13 protein-coding genes are annotated in these 13,205 nt (G+C 70.5%); 4 read left to right on the top strand and 9 right to left on the bottom strand.

The window, feature by feature from the left end; translation table 11 throughout:
* Positions 1-57 precede the first annotated feature (57 nt).
* Both D0Z67_RS18165 and D0Z67_RS18160 read left to right on the top strand, forming a co-directional pair.
* Positions 58-1,353, top strand: a complete 1,296-nt coding sequence (locus tag D0Z67_RS18165; RefSeq protein WP_031180707.1) for an MFS transporter — start codon at positions 58-60, stop codon at positions 1,351-1,353.
* Between the two features lie 130 nt (positions 1,354-1,483).
* Positions 1,484-2,497 (top strand): sigma-70 family RNA polymerase sigma factor, encoded by a 1,014-nt coding sequence (locus D0Z67_RS18160; RefSeq protein ID WP_031180708.1) that lies wholly within the window; start codon positions 1,484-1,486, stop codon positions 2,495-2,497.
* On the opposite strand, the gene D0Z67_RS18155 is transcribed toward D0Z67_RS18160, so the two are convergent.
* A complete protein-coding gene (locus D0Z67_RS18155) occupies positions 2,381-2,761 on the bottom strand; it encodes an STAS domain-containing protein (protein ID WP_131589667.1) in 381 nt (126 codons plus the stop codon). The genes D0Z67_RS18160 and D0Z67_RS18155 overlap by 117 nt on opposite strands.
* Positions 2,762-2,771: 10 nt before the next feature.
* The gene (locus tag D0Z67_RS18150; protein ID WP_031180709.1) at positions 2,772-3,356 is read right to left on the bottom strand and encodes a Uma2 family endonuclease; all 585 of its coding nucleotides are present in this window, start codon (positions 3,354-3,356) and stop codon (positions 2,772-2,774) included.
* A gap of 232 nt (positions 3,357-3,588) precedes the next feature.
* Between D0Z67_RS18150 and D0Z67_RS18145 the strand changes: the two genes are divergently transcribed.
* Together D0Z67_RS18145 and D0Z67_RS18140 are read left to right on the top strand one after the other, a co-directional pair.
* The gene (locus D0Z67_RS18145; RefSeq protein ID WP_031180710.1) at positions 3,589-4,458 is read left to right on the top strand and encodes a 3-hydroxyacyl-CoA dehydrogenase family protein; all 870 of its coding nucleotides are present in this window, start codon (positions 3,589-3,591) and stop codon (positions 4,456-4,458) included.
* A gap of 80 nt (positions 4,459-4,538) precedes the next feature.
* Positions 4,539-5,141 carry a TetR/AcrR family transcriptional regulator gene (locus D0Z67_RS18140; RefSeq protein ID WP_037774789.1) on the top strand — a complete coding sequence of 201 codons (603 nt, stop codon included), beginning with the start codon at positions 4,539-4,541 and terminating at the stop codon, positions 5,139-5,141.
* Positions 5,142-5,190: 49 nt separating this feature from the next.
* Here D0Z67_RS18140 and D0Z67_RS30205 read toward each other — a convergent pair whose 3' ends face one another.
* From D0Z67_RS30205 to D0Z67_RS18105, 7 genes are all read right to left on the bottom strand, one after another.
* Positions 5,191-5,910, bottom strand: a complete 720-nt coding sequence (locus D0Z67_RS30205) for a hypothetical protein (RefSeq protein WP_031180712.1) — start codon at positions 5,908-5,910, stop codon at positions 5,191-5,193.
* A gap of 135 nt (positions 5,911-6,045) precedes the next feature.
* The gene (locus tag D0Z67_RS18130; protein ID WP_031180713.1) at positions 6,046-7,329 is read right to left on the bottom strand and encodes a thymidine phosphorylase; all 1,284 of its coding nucleotides are present in this window, start codon (positions 7,327-7,329) and stop codon (positions 6,046-6,048) included.
* Between the two features lie 72 nt (positions 7,330-7,401).
* On the bottom strand, positions 7,402-7,815 hold the full coding sequence (locus D0Z67_RS18125; RefSeq protein ID WP_031180714.1) for a cytidine deaminase: 414 nt from the start codon (positions 7,813-7,815) through the stop codon (positions 7,402-7,404).
* Entirely contained in the window at positions 7,812-9,101 is a 1,290-nt protein-coding gene (locus D0Z67_RS18120) for an ABC transporter permease (protein WP_031180715.1), read from the bottom strand. Before D0Z67_RS18120 ends, D0Z67_RS18125 begins: the two co-directional genes overlap by 4 nt.
* Complete coding sequence (locus D0Z67_RS18115) at positions 9,101-10,228, bottom strand: ABC transporter permease (RefSeq protein WP_031180716.1); 1,128 nt, start codon at positions 10,226-10,228, stop codon at positions 9,101-9,103. Before D0Z67_RS18115 ends, D0Z67_RS18120 begins: the two co-directional genes overlap by 1 nt.
* Complete coding sequence (locus D0Z67_RS18110) at positions 10,225-11,751, bottom strand: ABC transporter ATP-binding protein (RefSeq protein ID WP_420824447.1); 1,527 nt, start codon at positions 11,749-11,751, stop codon at positions 10,225-10,227. The genes D0Z67_RS18115 and D0Z67_RS18110 overlap by 4 nt, the downstream gene beginning before the upstream one ends.
* A 205-nt stretch (positions 11,752-11,956) precedes the next feature.
* The gene (locus D0Z67_RS18105) at positions 11,957-13,012 is read right to left on the bottom strand and encodes a BMP family lipoprotein (protein WP_031180718.1); all 1,056 of its coding nucleotides are present in this window, start codon (positions 13,010-13,012) and stop codon (positions 11,957-11,959) included.
* Positions 13,013-13,205: the final 193 nt, after the last annotated feature.

Raw genomic sequence — 13,205 nt, 5'->3', positions numbered from 1 at the left:
GATTATGGCGATTCCATGCATTGGACGGATGAGTGCCCGCGTCCTTAGTTTCGAGGCATGTCTCCCGCCAGTACCGGGGCGTCCGTCACCCTGGACGCCCGCACGCCCGTCCCCACCTCCCCGACCCCCGCTCCGGCCGACTCGCGGCTGACGCCCGGCGGCCCCGGCTACCGCCGGATGAGCTTCGCCCTCTTCCTCGCGGGCGTGGCGACCTTCGCGCTGCTGTACTCCACCCAGGCCCTGCTCCCGCTGATCTCCGACGACTACGGGGTGGCGGCCGGCGAGGCGAGCTGGACCGTGGCGGCGGCGACCGGCGGGCTGGCGCTGTTCGTGCTGCCGATGAGCGCGCTGTCGGAGCGGTTCGGCCGCCGGACCGTGATGACGGCGTCCCTGATGGTCGCGGTCGCCGTCGGCCTGCTGGTGCCGTTCGCGCCGTCCATCGGCGCGCTGGTCGCGCTGCGGGCCGTGCAGGGCGCCGCGCTGGCCGGGCTGCCCGCCTCCGCGACGGCGTACCTGGCCGAGGAGGTCCGGCCGAAGGCGCTGGTCACGGCGATCGGCCTGTTCGTCGCGGGCAACAGCGTGGGCGGCATGAGCGGCCGGGTCATCACCGGCTGGGTCGCGCAGGAGTGGGGCTGGCGGATCGCCGTCGGCGTGATCGGCCTGGTCGCGGTGGGCTGCGCGGTGGCGTTCCGGCTGCTGCTGCCCGCGCCGAAGCACTTCGAGGCGGGCTCGCTGCGCCCCCGGGTCCTGGCCCGCGCGGTCCGCGACCACCTCTCCTCCCCGCTGCTGCGCCGCCTCTACGCGATCGGCGCGCTGTTCATGACGGTGTTCGGCGGCGTCTACACGGTGATCGGCTACCGGCTGACCGAGGCGCCGTTCTCCCTGCCGCAGGGCATCATCGGCTCGATCTTCCTGGTCTACCTGGTCGGCACGGTCTCCGCGTCGTCGGCGGGCCGGCTGGTGGGCCGCCTCGGCCGCCGGGGCGCGCTGTACACGGCGGGCGGTACGACGGCGGCGGGCCTGCTGCTGTCGCTGGTGCCGTCCCTGCCGCTGGTCCTGCTCGGCCTGGTGCTGATCACGGCCGGCTTCTTCGCGGGCCACGCCGTCGCCTCCTCGGCGGTCGGCAAGACGGCCACGCACGGCCGCGCCCAGGCGACCGCCCTGTACCAGTCGTCGTACTACATCGGCTCCAGCGCGGGCAGCACCGTCGGCGCGCTCGCCTTCCACTCCGGCGGCTGGGCGGGCACGGTCGGCGTCGGCCTGCTCGCCGTGATGGGCGTCGTCGCCATCACCGCGCTGGGCACCCTCGCGGCCCGTACCGCCGCGCGCCGGGAGGCCGTACCGGCGCACTGACCCGGTGCGCGCGCCCGCCCTAGCTGCGGGTTTCCCCGCTCCGGGGGCCATTGTCAGTGGGCTGCGGTAGCTTCCGGAGTACTGGGGCGCGACGGCGCGCGTACGGGACGGCCACAGGGGTGGGTGGACGATGACTGAGGGCACGGCGACGGCGGATCTCGATGTCGCACTGGAGAAGCACCGGACCGAACTGACCGGGTACTGCTACCGGATGCTCGGCTCGTCCTTCGAGGCCGAGGACGCGGTCCAGGACACGCTGGTACGGGCCTGGCGGAGCTACGACAAGTTCGAGGGCCGGTCCAGTCTGCGCTCCTGGCTGTACCGCATCGCCACCAACGTCTGCCTGGACATGCTGGCCGCGGGCAACAAACGGGCCCGCCCGATGGACCTCACGGAGTCGACCCCGCTGGCGCGGGCCGCGCTCTCCCCGCGCCCGGACCACACCTGGCTGGAGCCGGTGCCGGACACGCGCGTGCTCCCCCAGGTGACCGACCCCGCCGAGGCGGCGGTGGCCCGCGAGTCGATCCGGCTGGCGTTCATGGCGGCGCTCCAGCAGCTGCCGCCCAAGCAGCGGGTCGTACTGATCCTGCGCGAGGTGCTGGCCTGGCGGGCCAGCGAGGTGGCCGAGCTGCTCGGCACCACGGTCGCCTCGGTCAACAGCGCCCTCCAGCGCGCCCGCGCCACCCTCGCCGAACGCGCGGACACCGGCGCCGAGGCGGCCGTCTCCGACCCGCTGGACGAGGAGCAGAAACAGCTTCTGGAGCGCTATGTGAAGGCGTTCGAGGGGTACGACATGACGGCGCTGACCGCCCTGCTCCACGAGGACGCGGTGATGACGATGCCGCCGTTCGACCTCTGGCTGCTCGGCCCCGCCGACATCACCGGCTTCATGTCCACCATGGGCGCCTCCTGCGCGGACTCCCGCCTGATCCCGGTCCAGGTCAACGGCCTCCCGGGTTTCGCCCACTACAAACCGGACCCGGAGAACGGCGGCTTCACGCCCTGGGCGGTGCAGGTCCTGGAGATCTCAGGGGGCCGCATCACCGGTTTCCACTGCTTCCTCGACACCCCCCGCTGGTTCCCCCTCTTCGACCTCCCCCTCCACCTGGACCCCGAGCCCGACAAGCCCGAGCAGGGCGCGTAGCGCGGGCTCCGGGTCCCGAAGCCGTATCCGCCCGCCCCCACGCCGAGCGGCCAGCTCCAGCCGGGCGAGCAACTCGACCTGCCCGAGCCCCGGCGACCCCAGCCCGGCCACGTCACACACCACGACCCCGCTGCGGGGGGCCAACCCCCGCACCACATCACACAGCCCCACCACCTCATCCGGGGTGACGGGGCCACGCAGCACGAGTACGGGGGCGGTGTCGGGGTCCACGTCGGGTAGACCGGGGGCGCCGCCACAACTCATCGCACGGCGGTCAGTCCACGGGGAACTCACTGGTGTCGAGCCTGAGGTTGAAGGGCTCCGGCAGGTGGAACTCGTCCCCGAACTTACCGGCGTGCAGGACGCGGTAGACGTCCCTCTGCGGCTCGCCGTAGAGCGTGATGGTCGGGCCTCCTTGCGCCCAGCGGTCGATCAGCAGGTAGCAGGGAATGCCTGCTGAGGCATACGCGGCCGGCTTGCCGACGCGGTCGTGACGCGCATTGGACTTCGAGGTCACTTCGACGACGAGGTCGGCCGCGGCAGCGGGAATGAAGTTGCCCGGTGCCCTCACCACGCTTCGCGGGGCGACCACAAGGTCCGGGATGAACATGCCCAGCCGGGACGGTACGGCGAGTGACTGCGTCTGGTAGATGCCCCAGCCGTCCGGGATATCCCGGTACAGGCGGCTCTGAACCAGCTCGACAACGGAATTGTGCTGGTTCTCGGGAGTGGGCGACACGGTGACGATCCCCTCGATGATCTCCACCCTGCTGCCCTCGGGCCAGTCCGACTCGACCCAGAACCGGACGAGGTCGTCCCAGGTCCGGTCGGGGTCCTGGCTCAGGGTGAGTGCGCTCATGGCGGTCTCCAATCAGTGCGTCACCGATCCCAGCATGACGAAAGGGACCGGCGGAGGTCCACCGATCCCGTTCACCCGAACGAAGAAGTCCCCTGATCAGGCGATACGTTCCCGCACCGCCGGCGAAGTGCGGCCCAGCTTGCATACAAGGTGTATCGGATACATAGTGAATCCGATGGCTCGTCGTCGGAACCCGGCGGCCCGCACCCCCCGCACGGCAGGAAGTACCGCCATGACCTTCGTCCTCCCCACCGACCTCGACTCCCGCCCGGTGACCGTCCTCGGCGCCGGCACGCTCGGCCGCCGTATCGCCCTGATGTTCGCCACTCGCGGCGGCGAGGTGCGGATCTACGACCCCTCCGCCGAGGCCGGGAAGCAGGCGTGCGCCTACGTCGAGCAGCACGTGTCCGACATCGCGGCCCGCGTCGAGGGAGGTGCGCCCGGTTCCGTGGCCGCCACCAGCGACCTGGCCGAGGCGCTCACCGGCGCATGGCTGGTCGTCGAGGCCGTACCGGAGCGGCTGGAGCTGAAGCGGCAGGTGTTCGCCGACCTCGACCGGCTCGCCGAGCCGGACGCCATCCTGGCCAGCAACTCCTCGTCGTACCCGACCAGCCGGTTCATCGACCACGTCAGCAGGCCCGAGCGGGTGGTCAACATGCACTTCTACATGCCGCCCGCGCAGGCCGCGGTCGACCTGATGTCCAGCGGCCACACCGACCGGGCCGTCCTGGACCTGCTGCTGGAGGTGCTGCCCGGCTACGGCGTCTTCCCCTTCGAGGCGCACCGCGAGAGCACCGGTTTCATCTTCAACCGGATCTGGGCGGCCATCAAGCGCGAGGCGCTGTCCGTCGTCGCCGAAGGCGTGTCCACACCGGAGGACGTCGACCGGATGTGGGCGATCAACACCGGCACCGCGGGCGGCCCGTTCCGCGCCATGGACCAGGTCGGCCTGGACGTCGTCCTGGACATCGAGAACCACTACGCGGCCGAGAACCCGGCCCTGCCCACCGGCCCGCGCGAGCTGCTGAAGCGGTACGTCGACGCCGGGCAGCTGGGCGTGAAGACCGGACGCGGCTTCTACGCGTACGGCGCCCGCGACTGAGCGCGGTCCCCGGACCGGGACGGAATAGCCTGGTCTGCCGACCCGGTCCGGCGGACCGGTACCGCAGAGAGGCCCACCCCATGCCGAAGTCGCCCACCAAGCGCCGCCCGATCACCCGGAGCGCCCTGACCGAGAGCGCCTGGGCGCTGTTCACGGAGAAGGGCTTCCACACCACGTCGATCAGCGACATCGTCGAGCGCGCCGGGCTGACCCGCGGGGCCTTCTACTCCAACTACCGCGACAAGGAAGAGATCTTCCTCGCCCTCTACGACGCGCACGCCGACCAGCTGCTGACCGAGCTGCGAGAGGCCGCCGCGCAGGTGGAACCGGGTGACAACCCCGTCGTCGGCATCCAGAGCCGGCTGGTCGGCCGCACCGAGGAGGAGCGGCGGTGGTTCCTGGTGTCCATGGAGTTCACCCTGCACGCGGCCCGGCACCCCGACCTGGCCCGGCAGCTCGCCGTCCACGAGAACCGGCTGAACCAGGGCCTGACCGAGGTCCTCGGCCAGGCCCTCACCGGGGCCGGCCTCCGGCCCACCATCCCCCTCGAAGACCTGGCCCGCCTGCTCACCGCCCTCTTCGAGGGCCTCACCGCCCAGGAACTGACCAACGGCCCCGACTACGACGGCCACCATCTGACCCCGCATGTCATCAGCGCGCTCACGGAGCCTGTCGCGGGGTGAACGGCTGACCCGCGACCGCTCGTGGCGACGCCCTTCCGCGCGCCGAGGATCAGTCGAGCAAGCCCTCCGACACCGTGCTGTATGTCGGCCACGACGCCGGTGGGGGACCGAACGCGCGGCGGCCGGCCCGTACGGCCAAGGTGGCGAGGGCGGCGTTGGCTCCGCCGCCGATCACCGCGCCGATACCGAACGGTGCCACGCGGCCGAGGACGATGATTCCCTGCTTGGTCCCGTACTTGGTGACGAAGTTCTTCCCCAGGATGCTGTTGATCTGACGCAATGTCTCGACGGGTACCTTGGCGACCACCTGGCGTCCCCAGTGCTGCCCCGTACGCTGGGCGACCTTGGTGATCGTCTCGGAGCTCTTCCCGCCGAGCAGGATTCCCATCACGATCGTCCGGCGGCGCTCGATCTCGTCGAGGGGAATGCCGTGGACTTCGGCCAGCGAGAGCGCGAACAGAGTGCTCAGCTCAAGCGACGAAAGAGCCTCGCCCGCCGACAGTGCCAGCGCGACTCCCGTGCCGACTCCGGGCGCGGCCGCGGTTCCTCCCACCGCTGCACCCGTCCCAGCCAGGGCGCTGACGTACATTCGCTCCAGATTGCGGATCACCTGTGCCGGTGTCGCCTGCGGGTTCCGCTGGCGAGCCCGAGCCATGTTCTTGCGCACCAGCGGGCTCTGGGCATCGAGTGCCTTGTCCAGGAGGGCGAGGGCTCGTTGCCCAGGTGCGGCTGCTGCCGGGTCCGGCTCGTCGGAGGCACCTGTTGCCATACCTTGGACTCCATAGGTCGTTACGTCCCAACTGGGCCTCTCACCTAACCAGTTGGTTGATCGCCGCGCTAGACCAGAGACGCGCGAAGGGCCCGATCCCCGGTGAGGATCAGGCCCTTGACGTCGTGTTCCGGCTCAGTCCACCCGCCCCAGCACCACCGGCGAAGCCGAGAACGCCGTCCCCTCAGGGGCGATGTCGAAGGAACCCTCCGTGGCCTCCAGCGCATACCCGAACCGCTCCGGCGTGTCCGTGTGCAGGGTCAGCAGGGGCTGGCCCGCCACCACCGGGTCGCCGGGCTTCGCGTGGAGCTCCACGCCCGCGCCCGCCTGGACCGGGTCCTCCTTGCGGGCGCGGCCCGCGCCGAGGCGCCAGGCGGCGATGCCGATGTCGTAGGCGTCGAGGCGGGTGAGGACGCCCGACGTGGGGGCCACGACGACGTGCTGTTCGCGGGCGACGGGCAGAACCGCGTCCGGGTCGCCGCCCTGGGCGGCGATCATGCGGCGCCAGACGTCCATGGCGGAGCCGTCGGCGAGGGCCTTGGCGGGGTCGGCGTCCTTGAGGCCGGCCGCGTCGAGCATCTCGCGGGCGAGGGCGAGGGTCAGCTCGACGACGTCCGCCGGGCCGCCGCCCGCGAGGACCTCGACGGACTCGCGGACCTCCAGGGCGTTGCCCGCCGTGAGGCCGAGCGGGGTGGACATGTCGGTGAGGAGCGCGACCGTCTTCACGCCGTGGTCGGTGCCGAGGCCCACCATGGTGGAGGCCAGCTCACGGGCGTCGTCCAGGGTCTTCATGAAGGCGCCGGAGCCGACCTTCACGTCCAGGACCAGGGAGCCGGTGCCCTCGGCGATCTTCTTGGACATGATGGACGAGGCGATCAGCGGGATCGCCTCCACCGTGCCGGTCACGTCGCGCAGCGCGTACAGCTTCTTGTCGGCCGGGGCCAGGCCGTCGCCCGCCGCGCAGATCACCGCGCCGGTGCCGTCCAGTACGGAGAGCATCTCCTCGTTGGAGAGCAGCGCGCGCCAGCCGGGGATGGACTCCAGCTTGTCCAGGGTGCCGCCGGTGTGGCCGAGGCCGCGGCCGGAGAGCTGCGGGACGGCCGCGCCGCAGGCGGCCACGAGGGGCGCCAGCGGGAGGGTGATCTTGTCGCCGACGCCGCCCGTGGAGTGCTTGTCGGCGGTCGGGCGGGACAGCGAGGAGAAGTCCATGCGCTCGCCGGAGGCGATCATCGCGGCGGTCCAGCGGGAGATCTCCCGGCGGTCCATCCCGTTGAGCAGGATCGCCATGTTGAGGGCGGCCATCTGGTAGTCGGCGACCTCGCCGCGGGTGTACGCGTCGATGACCCAGTCGATCTGCTCGTCGGTCAGTGCGGCGCGGTCCCGCTTGGTGCGGATGACGGAGATGGCGTCCATGGCCAGGGAGTTCCTTCCGGGAGGTGCAGGTGTACGGCCCCCCTGCTCGCGAAAGGCGGGCAGAGGGGCCGCACGGACTTACTTGGTGAGATGGTCCGGGCCGAAGGCCTGCGGAAGCATCTCGGAGAGCGGGAGGACGCCCTCGGGGGTGTCCAGCAGCAGCGAGGGACCGCCGAACTCGTACAGGAGCTGGCGGCAGCGGCCGCACGGCACGAGGAGGGCGCCGGTGCCGTCCACACAGGTGAAGTGTGTCAGGCGGCCGCCGCCGGTGCGCTGGAGGTGCGAGACGAGCCCGCACTCGGCGCACAGACCGAGCCCGTACGAGGCGTTCTCCACGTTGCAGCCGGTGACCGTGCGGCCGTCGTCGACCAGGGCCGCCACGCCGACCGGGTAGCCCGAGTAGGGGGCGTACGCGTGGGCCATGGCCTCGCGGGCCTCGGCGCGCAGCGCCTCCCAGTCGAACGAGCCGGCCGAGCCGGACGCGGTGGTCACTTGCCCTGCCCCTTCCGGTACCGCATACCGTCCGCCTTCGGCATCCGCAGCCGCTGCGCGGACAGCGACAGCACCAGCAGCGTGACGACGTACGGCGTGGCGCCCACGAAGTCGCTCGGGACCTCGTCGGTGAACAGGTACCAGGCCAGGACCAGGACGGCCATGACCGCGCTGACCACGCCCTGCCACAGGGCCTTGCGGTACAGCTTCCAGCCCGCGAGGGCGGCGAGCAGCACGACCAGCAGGAGCAGCAGCGCGTGCACGGTGACGCCGCCGTTGCGGAGCTGGAGGGCGTCGGAGTAGCCGAACAGGGCCGCGCCCATGGCCAGCCCGCCCGGCCGCCAGTTGCCGAAGATCATCGCCGCGAGGCCGATGTAGCCGCGGCCGCCGGTCTGGCCCTCCAGGTAGGTGTGCGAGGTGACCAGCGCGAGGAAGGCGCCGCCGAGTCCGGCGAGACCGCCGGAGATGGCGACGGCGGCGTACTTGTAGCGGTAGACGTTGACGCCGAGGGACTCGGCGGCGACCGGGTTCTCGCCGCAGGAGCGCAGTCGCAGGCCGAACGGGGTGCGCCAGAGCACCCACCAGCTTCCGGCGAACAGCAGCGCGGCCAGGATCGTCACCACGGACACGTCGGTGACGATACCGCCGAGAATGCCCGCGATGTCGGAGATGAGGAACCAGTGGTGTTGCTCGACCGAGTGCAGCGCGCCGGAGAGTCCGGGCACGGTGATGTCGGTGAGGGAGTCGACCGGCGGGGACTGCTTGGGGTTGCCGCCCGCCTCGGATGCCTTGCCGCCGGCGAAGAAGAGCTTGGCGAGGTACTGCGTGGCGCCCAGCGCGAGCAGGTTGATCGCCACACCGGAGACGATGTGGTCGACCCCGAAGGTCACCGTGGCGACCGCGTGCACGAGGCCGCCGAGGACGCCGAAGCCGATGCCGCACAGCAGTCCGAGCCAGGGGCTGGACTGCCAGCCGATCCAGCCCGCGCCGAAGGTGCCGAGGATCATCATGCCTTCGAGGCCGATGTTGACCACGCCGGCCCGCTCGGACCACAGACCGGCCAGACCGGCGAGGCCGATCGGCACCGCGAGCCCGAGGGCGGCGTTGACCTGGCCCTCGGAGGTGAGCTGGTTGGCCCCGGTGATCAGGCGCACGACGGCGATGAGCAGCAGGGCACCGGCGACGACCAGGAAGATCCGGGTGGTGGAGCGGCCCGTGCGCCTGTCCGCGCTGCCCGGGGCCTTGGGCGCCGCGGGCGGCGGCGCGTCCGTCATCGTGGCGGTCATCACGCCACCTCCTGCATCTCGGTCGGCTTGGCGGCCTGGGCGGCGAGTTCGGCGCCGACCCGCTGCTGCTGGCGCTTGAGGCCGTAGCGGCGGACGACCTCGTAGGCGATCACGACGCACAGGACGATGACGCCCTGGATCACGCCGAGGATCTCCTTGTCGTAGCCCTGGAACTCCAGGTGGTTGGTGGTGCGCTCCAGGAAGCCCCAGAGCAGGGCGCCGAGCGCGATGCCCACCGGGTTGTTACGGCCCAGCAGCGCGATGGCGATGCCGGTGAAGCCGATGCCCGCCGGGAAGCTGTTGTCGTACTGGTGGCCCTCGTTCAGCAGCGTCGGCATGCCGATGAGACCGGCCACCGCACCGGAGATGATCATGCTGGTGGCGATCATCTTCTTGACGCTGACACCGCTCGCGGCGGCGGCCGACTCGGACTGGCCCACCGTGCGCAGGTCGTAGCCGAAGCGGGTGCGGCCCAGGATGAACCAGTACGCCACCCCGACGACCACGGCGAGCACGATGAGGCTGTCGAGGACGCCGGCCGGGCCCGTGTCGATGTTCGGCAGGAAGGACGAGGAGGGCAGCGGCTTGGTGGAGACCAGGGTGCCGCCGTCGTCGAGCTGGCCGAGCTTGCCCGGCTGGAGGAGGTAGCCGATGATCGCGGTCGCGATCGAGTTCAGCATGATGGTCGCGATGACCTCGCTGACGCCCCGGGTCACCTTGAGGACGCCCGCGATGGCCGCCCACAGGGCGCCGGTGCCCATGGCGCACAGGATGATCACCGGGACGGCGAGCCAGCCCGGCACGGTGAGCACGCCGCCGACGGCGGCGGCCACGAACGCGGCGAGGCGGTACTGGCCGTCGACACCGATGTTGAACAGGTTCATCCGGAAGCCGATGGCCACCGCGACGCCCGCGAGGTAGTACGTCGTCGCCTTGTTCAGGATGTAGACCTGGCTGTCGCTGGCGAAGCCGTAGGTCGCCATGTCGCTGAACGCGGCGCCCGGGTTCTTGCCGGTCGCGAGGATCACCAGCGTGGTGACCAGCAGCGCGGCGACGATCGCGAGCAGCGGCGCGGCTATGCCGAGGAACAGCCGCTCCTTGTCGATCCGTGAGGTCAGCTTGTTCATCGGTCGGCGTCCTCTGTGTGCTCCAGGTGGCCGGAGGCGGCACCGGTCATGGCGGAGCCCAGCTCCTCGGGGGTGATCGTCGCGGGGTCGGCGTCGGCGACCAGACGGCCGCGGAACATCACCCGCAGGGTGTCGGAGAGGCCGATCAGCTCGTCCAGGTCGGCGGAGATCAGCAGCACCGCCAGACCCGCGCGGCGGGCCTCGCGGATGTAGTCCCAGATGGCCGCCTGCGCGCCGACGTCCACACCGCGGGTGGGGTGGGCGGCGATGAGCAGCTTGGGGTTGTGGCTCATCTCGCGGCCGACGATCAGCTTCTGCTGGTTGCCGCCGGAGAGCGAGGCCGCGGTGACGTCGATGCCGGGCGTGCGCACGTCGTAGTCGGCGACGATCCGCTCGGTGTCCGTGCGGGCGGCCTTCAGGTCGAGCAGGCCGCGCCGGGAGTTGGGGCGCTCGGTGACGTGGCCGAGGATGCGGTTCTCCCACAGCGGCGCTTCCAGGAGCAGGCCGTGGCGGTGGCGGTCCTCGGGGACGTAGCCGATGCCGGCCTCGCGGCGGCGGCGGGTGGGCGCGGCGGAGACGTCCTCGCCGTCGAGCACCACGACGCCCGCGTCCGGGATGCGCATGCCCATGATCGCCTCGACCAGCTCGGACTGGCCGTTGCCCTCCACGCCCGCGATGCCGAGGACCTCGCCCTTGTGGATGGTGAGGGAGACGTCGCCGAGGATGATCCGCTCCACGCCGTCCAGGTCCTTCTGGGCCAGGTGCAGCCCGGAGACCTCCAGCATGGGCACGTCCGTGACCGTGGACTCCTCGGTCTCGGGCGTGGGCAGTTCGCTGCCGACCATCAGCTCGGCGAGCTGCCGGGGCGTGGTGGTGCTCGGCTCGGCGGTGCCGACGGTGGTGCCGCGCCGGATGACGGTGATCTCGTCGGCGACCGACAGCACCTCGCCCAGCTTGTGCGAGATGAAGATGACGGTCAGGCCCTCGGCCTTCAGCTCCCGCAGGTTGTCGAAGAGGGCCTCGACCTCCTGGGGCACGAGGACGGCCGTCGGCTCGTCCAGGATCAGGGTCTTGGCGCCCCGGTAGAGGACCTTGAGGATCTCCACGCGCTGGCGGTCGGCGACGCCCAGCGCCTCGACCAGGACGTCGGGGCGGACGTTCAGGCCGTACGCGTCGGAGATCTCCTTGATCTTGACGCGCGCCTTGCCTCCGATGCCGTACAGCTTCTCGGCGCCGAGGACGACGTTCTCCAGGACGGTGAGGTTGTCGGCGAGCATGAAGTGCTGGTGCACCATGCCGATGCCGCGCGCGATGGCGTCACCGGGGTTGTGCAGGACGACCTGTTCGCCGGCCACGGTGATGGTGCCCTCGTCCGGCTGCTGCATGCCGTAGAGGATCTTCATCAGGGTGGACTTGCCGGCGCCGTTCTCACCGCACAGGGCATGAACCGTGCCGGTGCGGACCGTGATGTCGATGTCGCGGTTGGCGACGACGCCGGGGAAACGCTTGGTGATGCCGCGCAGTTCGACGGCAGCGGGAGGGCTGGACGCGTTGATGGCGCACTCTCCTCGGGGAAAGGGGCTGCGTTGGGGAGGGAGGGCAGGCGTCGGCGACGCTAGCGCGGCAACTCGGTACTACACGCGTAGAGTTGACACATTGTTATGGCCCGGCGGGAGGCGCTTTGGAGGCGCCCCCACGCCGAGCCGTGGTCCTTGAGGACCGGTCAGATCACGGGGTGGTCTTGACCTTGACGGAGCCGTCGACGATCTTCTTCTTCGCGGCGTCCAGCTTGGGCTGGATGTCGTTGATGAAGCCGCCGCTCGTGGCCAGCGAAACGCCGTTCTTGGCCAGGGAGTAGACGTTGTTGCCGGTCAGCGGCTTGCCGTCGTGGACGGACTTGATGAAGTCGTAGACACCGACGTCGACGTTCTTGACGACCGAGGTCAGGATCGAGCTCTTGTACTTGGCCAGACCCGGGATGTTGTACTGGTCCGAGTCGACGCCGATCGCCCAGGCGCCCTTCTTGCCGTTGACGGCCTCGATGGCGCCGTTGCCGGAGGAGCCGGCCGCCGAGTAGACGATGTCGGCACCGTTGTCCAGCATGCCCTGCGCGGCTTCCTTGCCCTTGTCGGGGCTGGCGAAGCCGGAGGTGTCCGAGCCGTGGCTCAGGTACTGGACGGCGACCTTGATCTTCGGGTTGGTGTCCTTGACGCCCTGGACGTAGCCCGCCTGGAACTTCTTGATCAGCGGGACGTCGACGCCGCCGATGAAGCCGACGTGCTTGGTCTTGGTCTTCAGCGCCGCGGCGACACCGGCCAGGTACGAGCCCTGCTCCTCGGTGAAGGTGATGCTGTCGGCGTTCTTGGCCTTCACGACCGAGTCGACGATGCCGAAGCTGGTCTTCGGGTACTTCGCGGCGACCTTGTCCACGGAGGTGGCGTAGGCGTAACCGACGGCGACGATCGGGTTGTAGCCCGCGTCGGCGAGGTCGGACAGGCGCTGCTCGCGGTCGGCCTCGGTGTCGCTGGACTTGGCGGTCAGGTCCTTGACCGAGCCGCCGAACTCCTTGGAAGCCTTGTCGGTGCCGCGCGCGGCGGAGTCGTTGAAGGAGTGGTCACCACGGCCGCCGACGTCGAAGGCGAGACCGATCTTGACACCCTTGCCGTCACCGGACGAACCGGACGACTTGTCGTTCTCGGAGGAGGTGCTGCCACAGGCCGTGGCAGAAAGGGCGAGAGCTGCGGTGGCTATACACGCAGCGGAAAGCTTGGCTACCCGGCGCACGGGAAGGCTCCTTCACCTGACCTGAGCGCCACCATGGCGCTTGGTGGGAGCGTCTGACGACGCCCCGGCCGAGACGCCCCGTCGGCGTCGGCTTCGCGGCATCGTAACGCGCGTAGATGTCAGAAAAACACCTCTCGGGCAGCCGTTATCGAACCGAGGCAAACGGCACTTGAACTCGATCTGCCGCCCCTCG

It is taken from the genome of Streptomyces seoulensis (assembly GCF_004328625.1).
In the GTDB taxonomy this organism is placed as follows: domain Bacteria; phylum Actinomycetota; class Actinomycetes; order Streptomycetales; family Streptomycetaceae; genus Streptomyces; species Streptomyces seoulensis.
The sequence above is the reverse complement of the archived record's forward strand: the minus strand, read 5'-3'. Positions and strand labels throughout refer to the sequence as shown.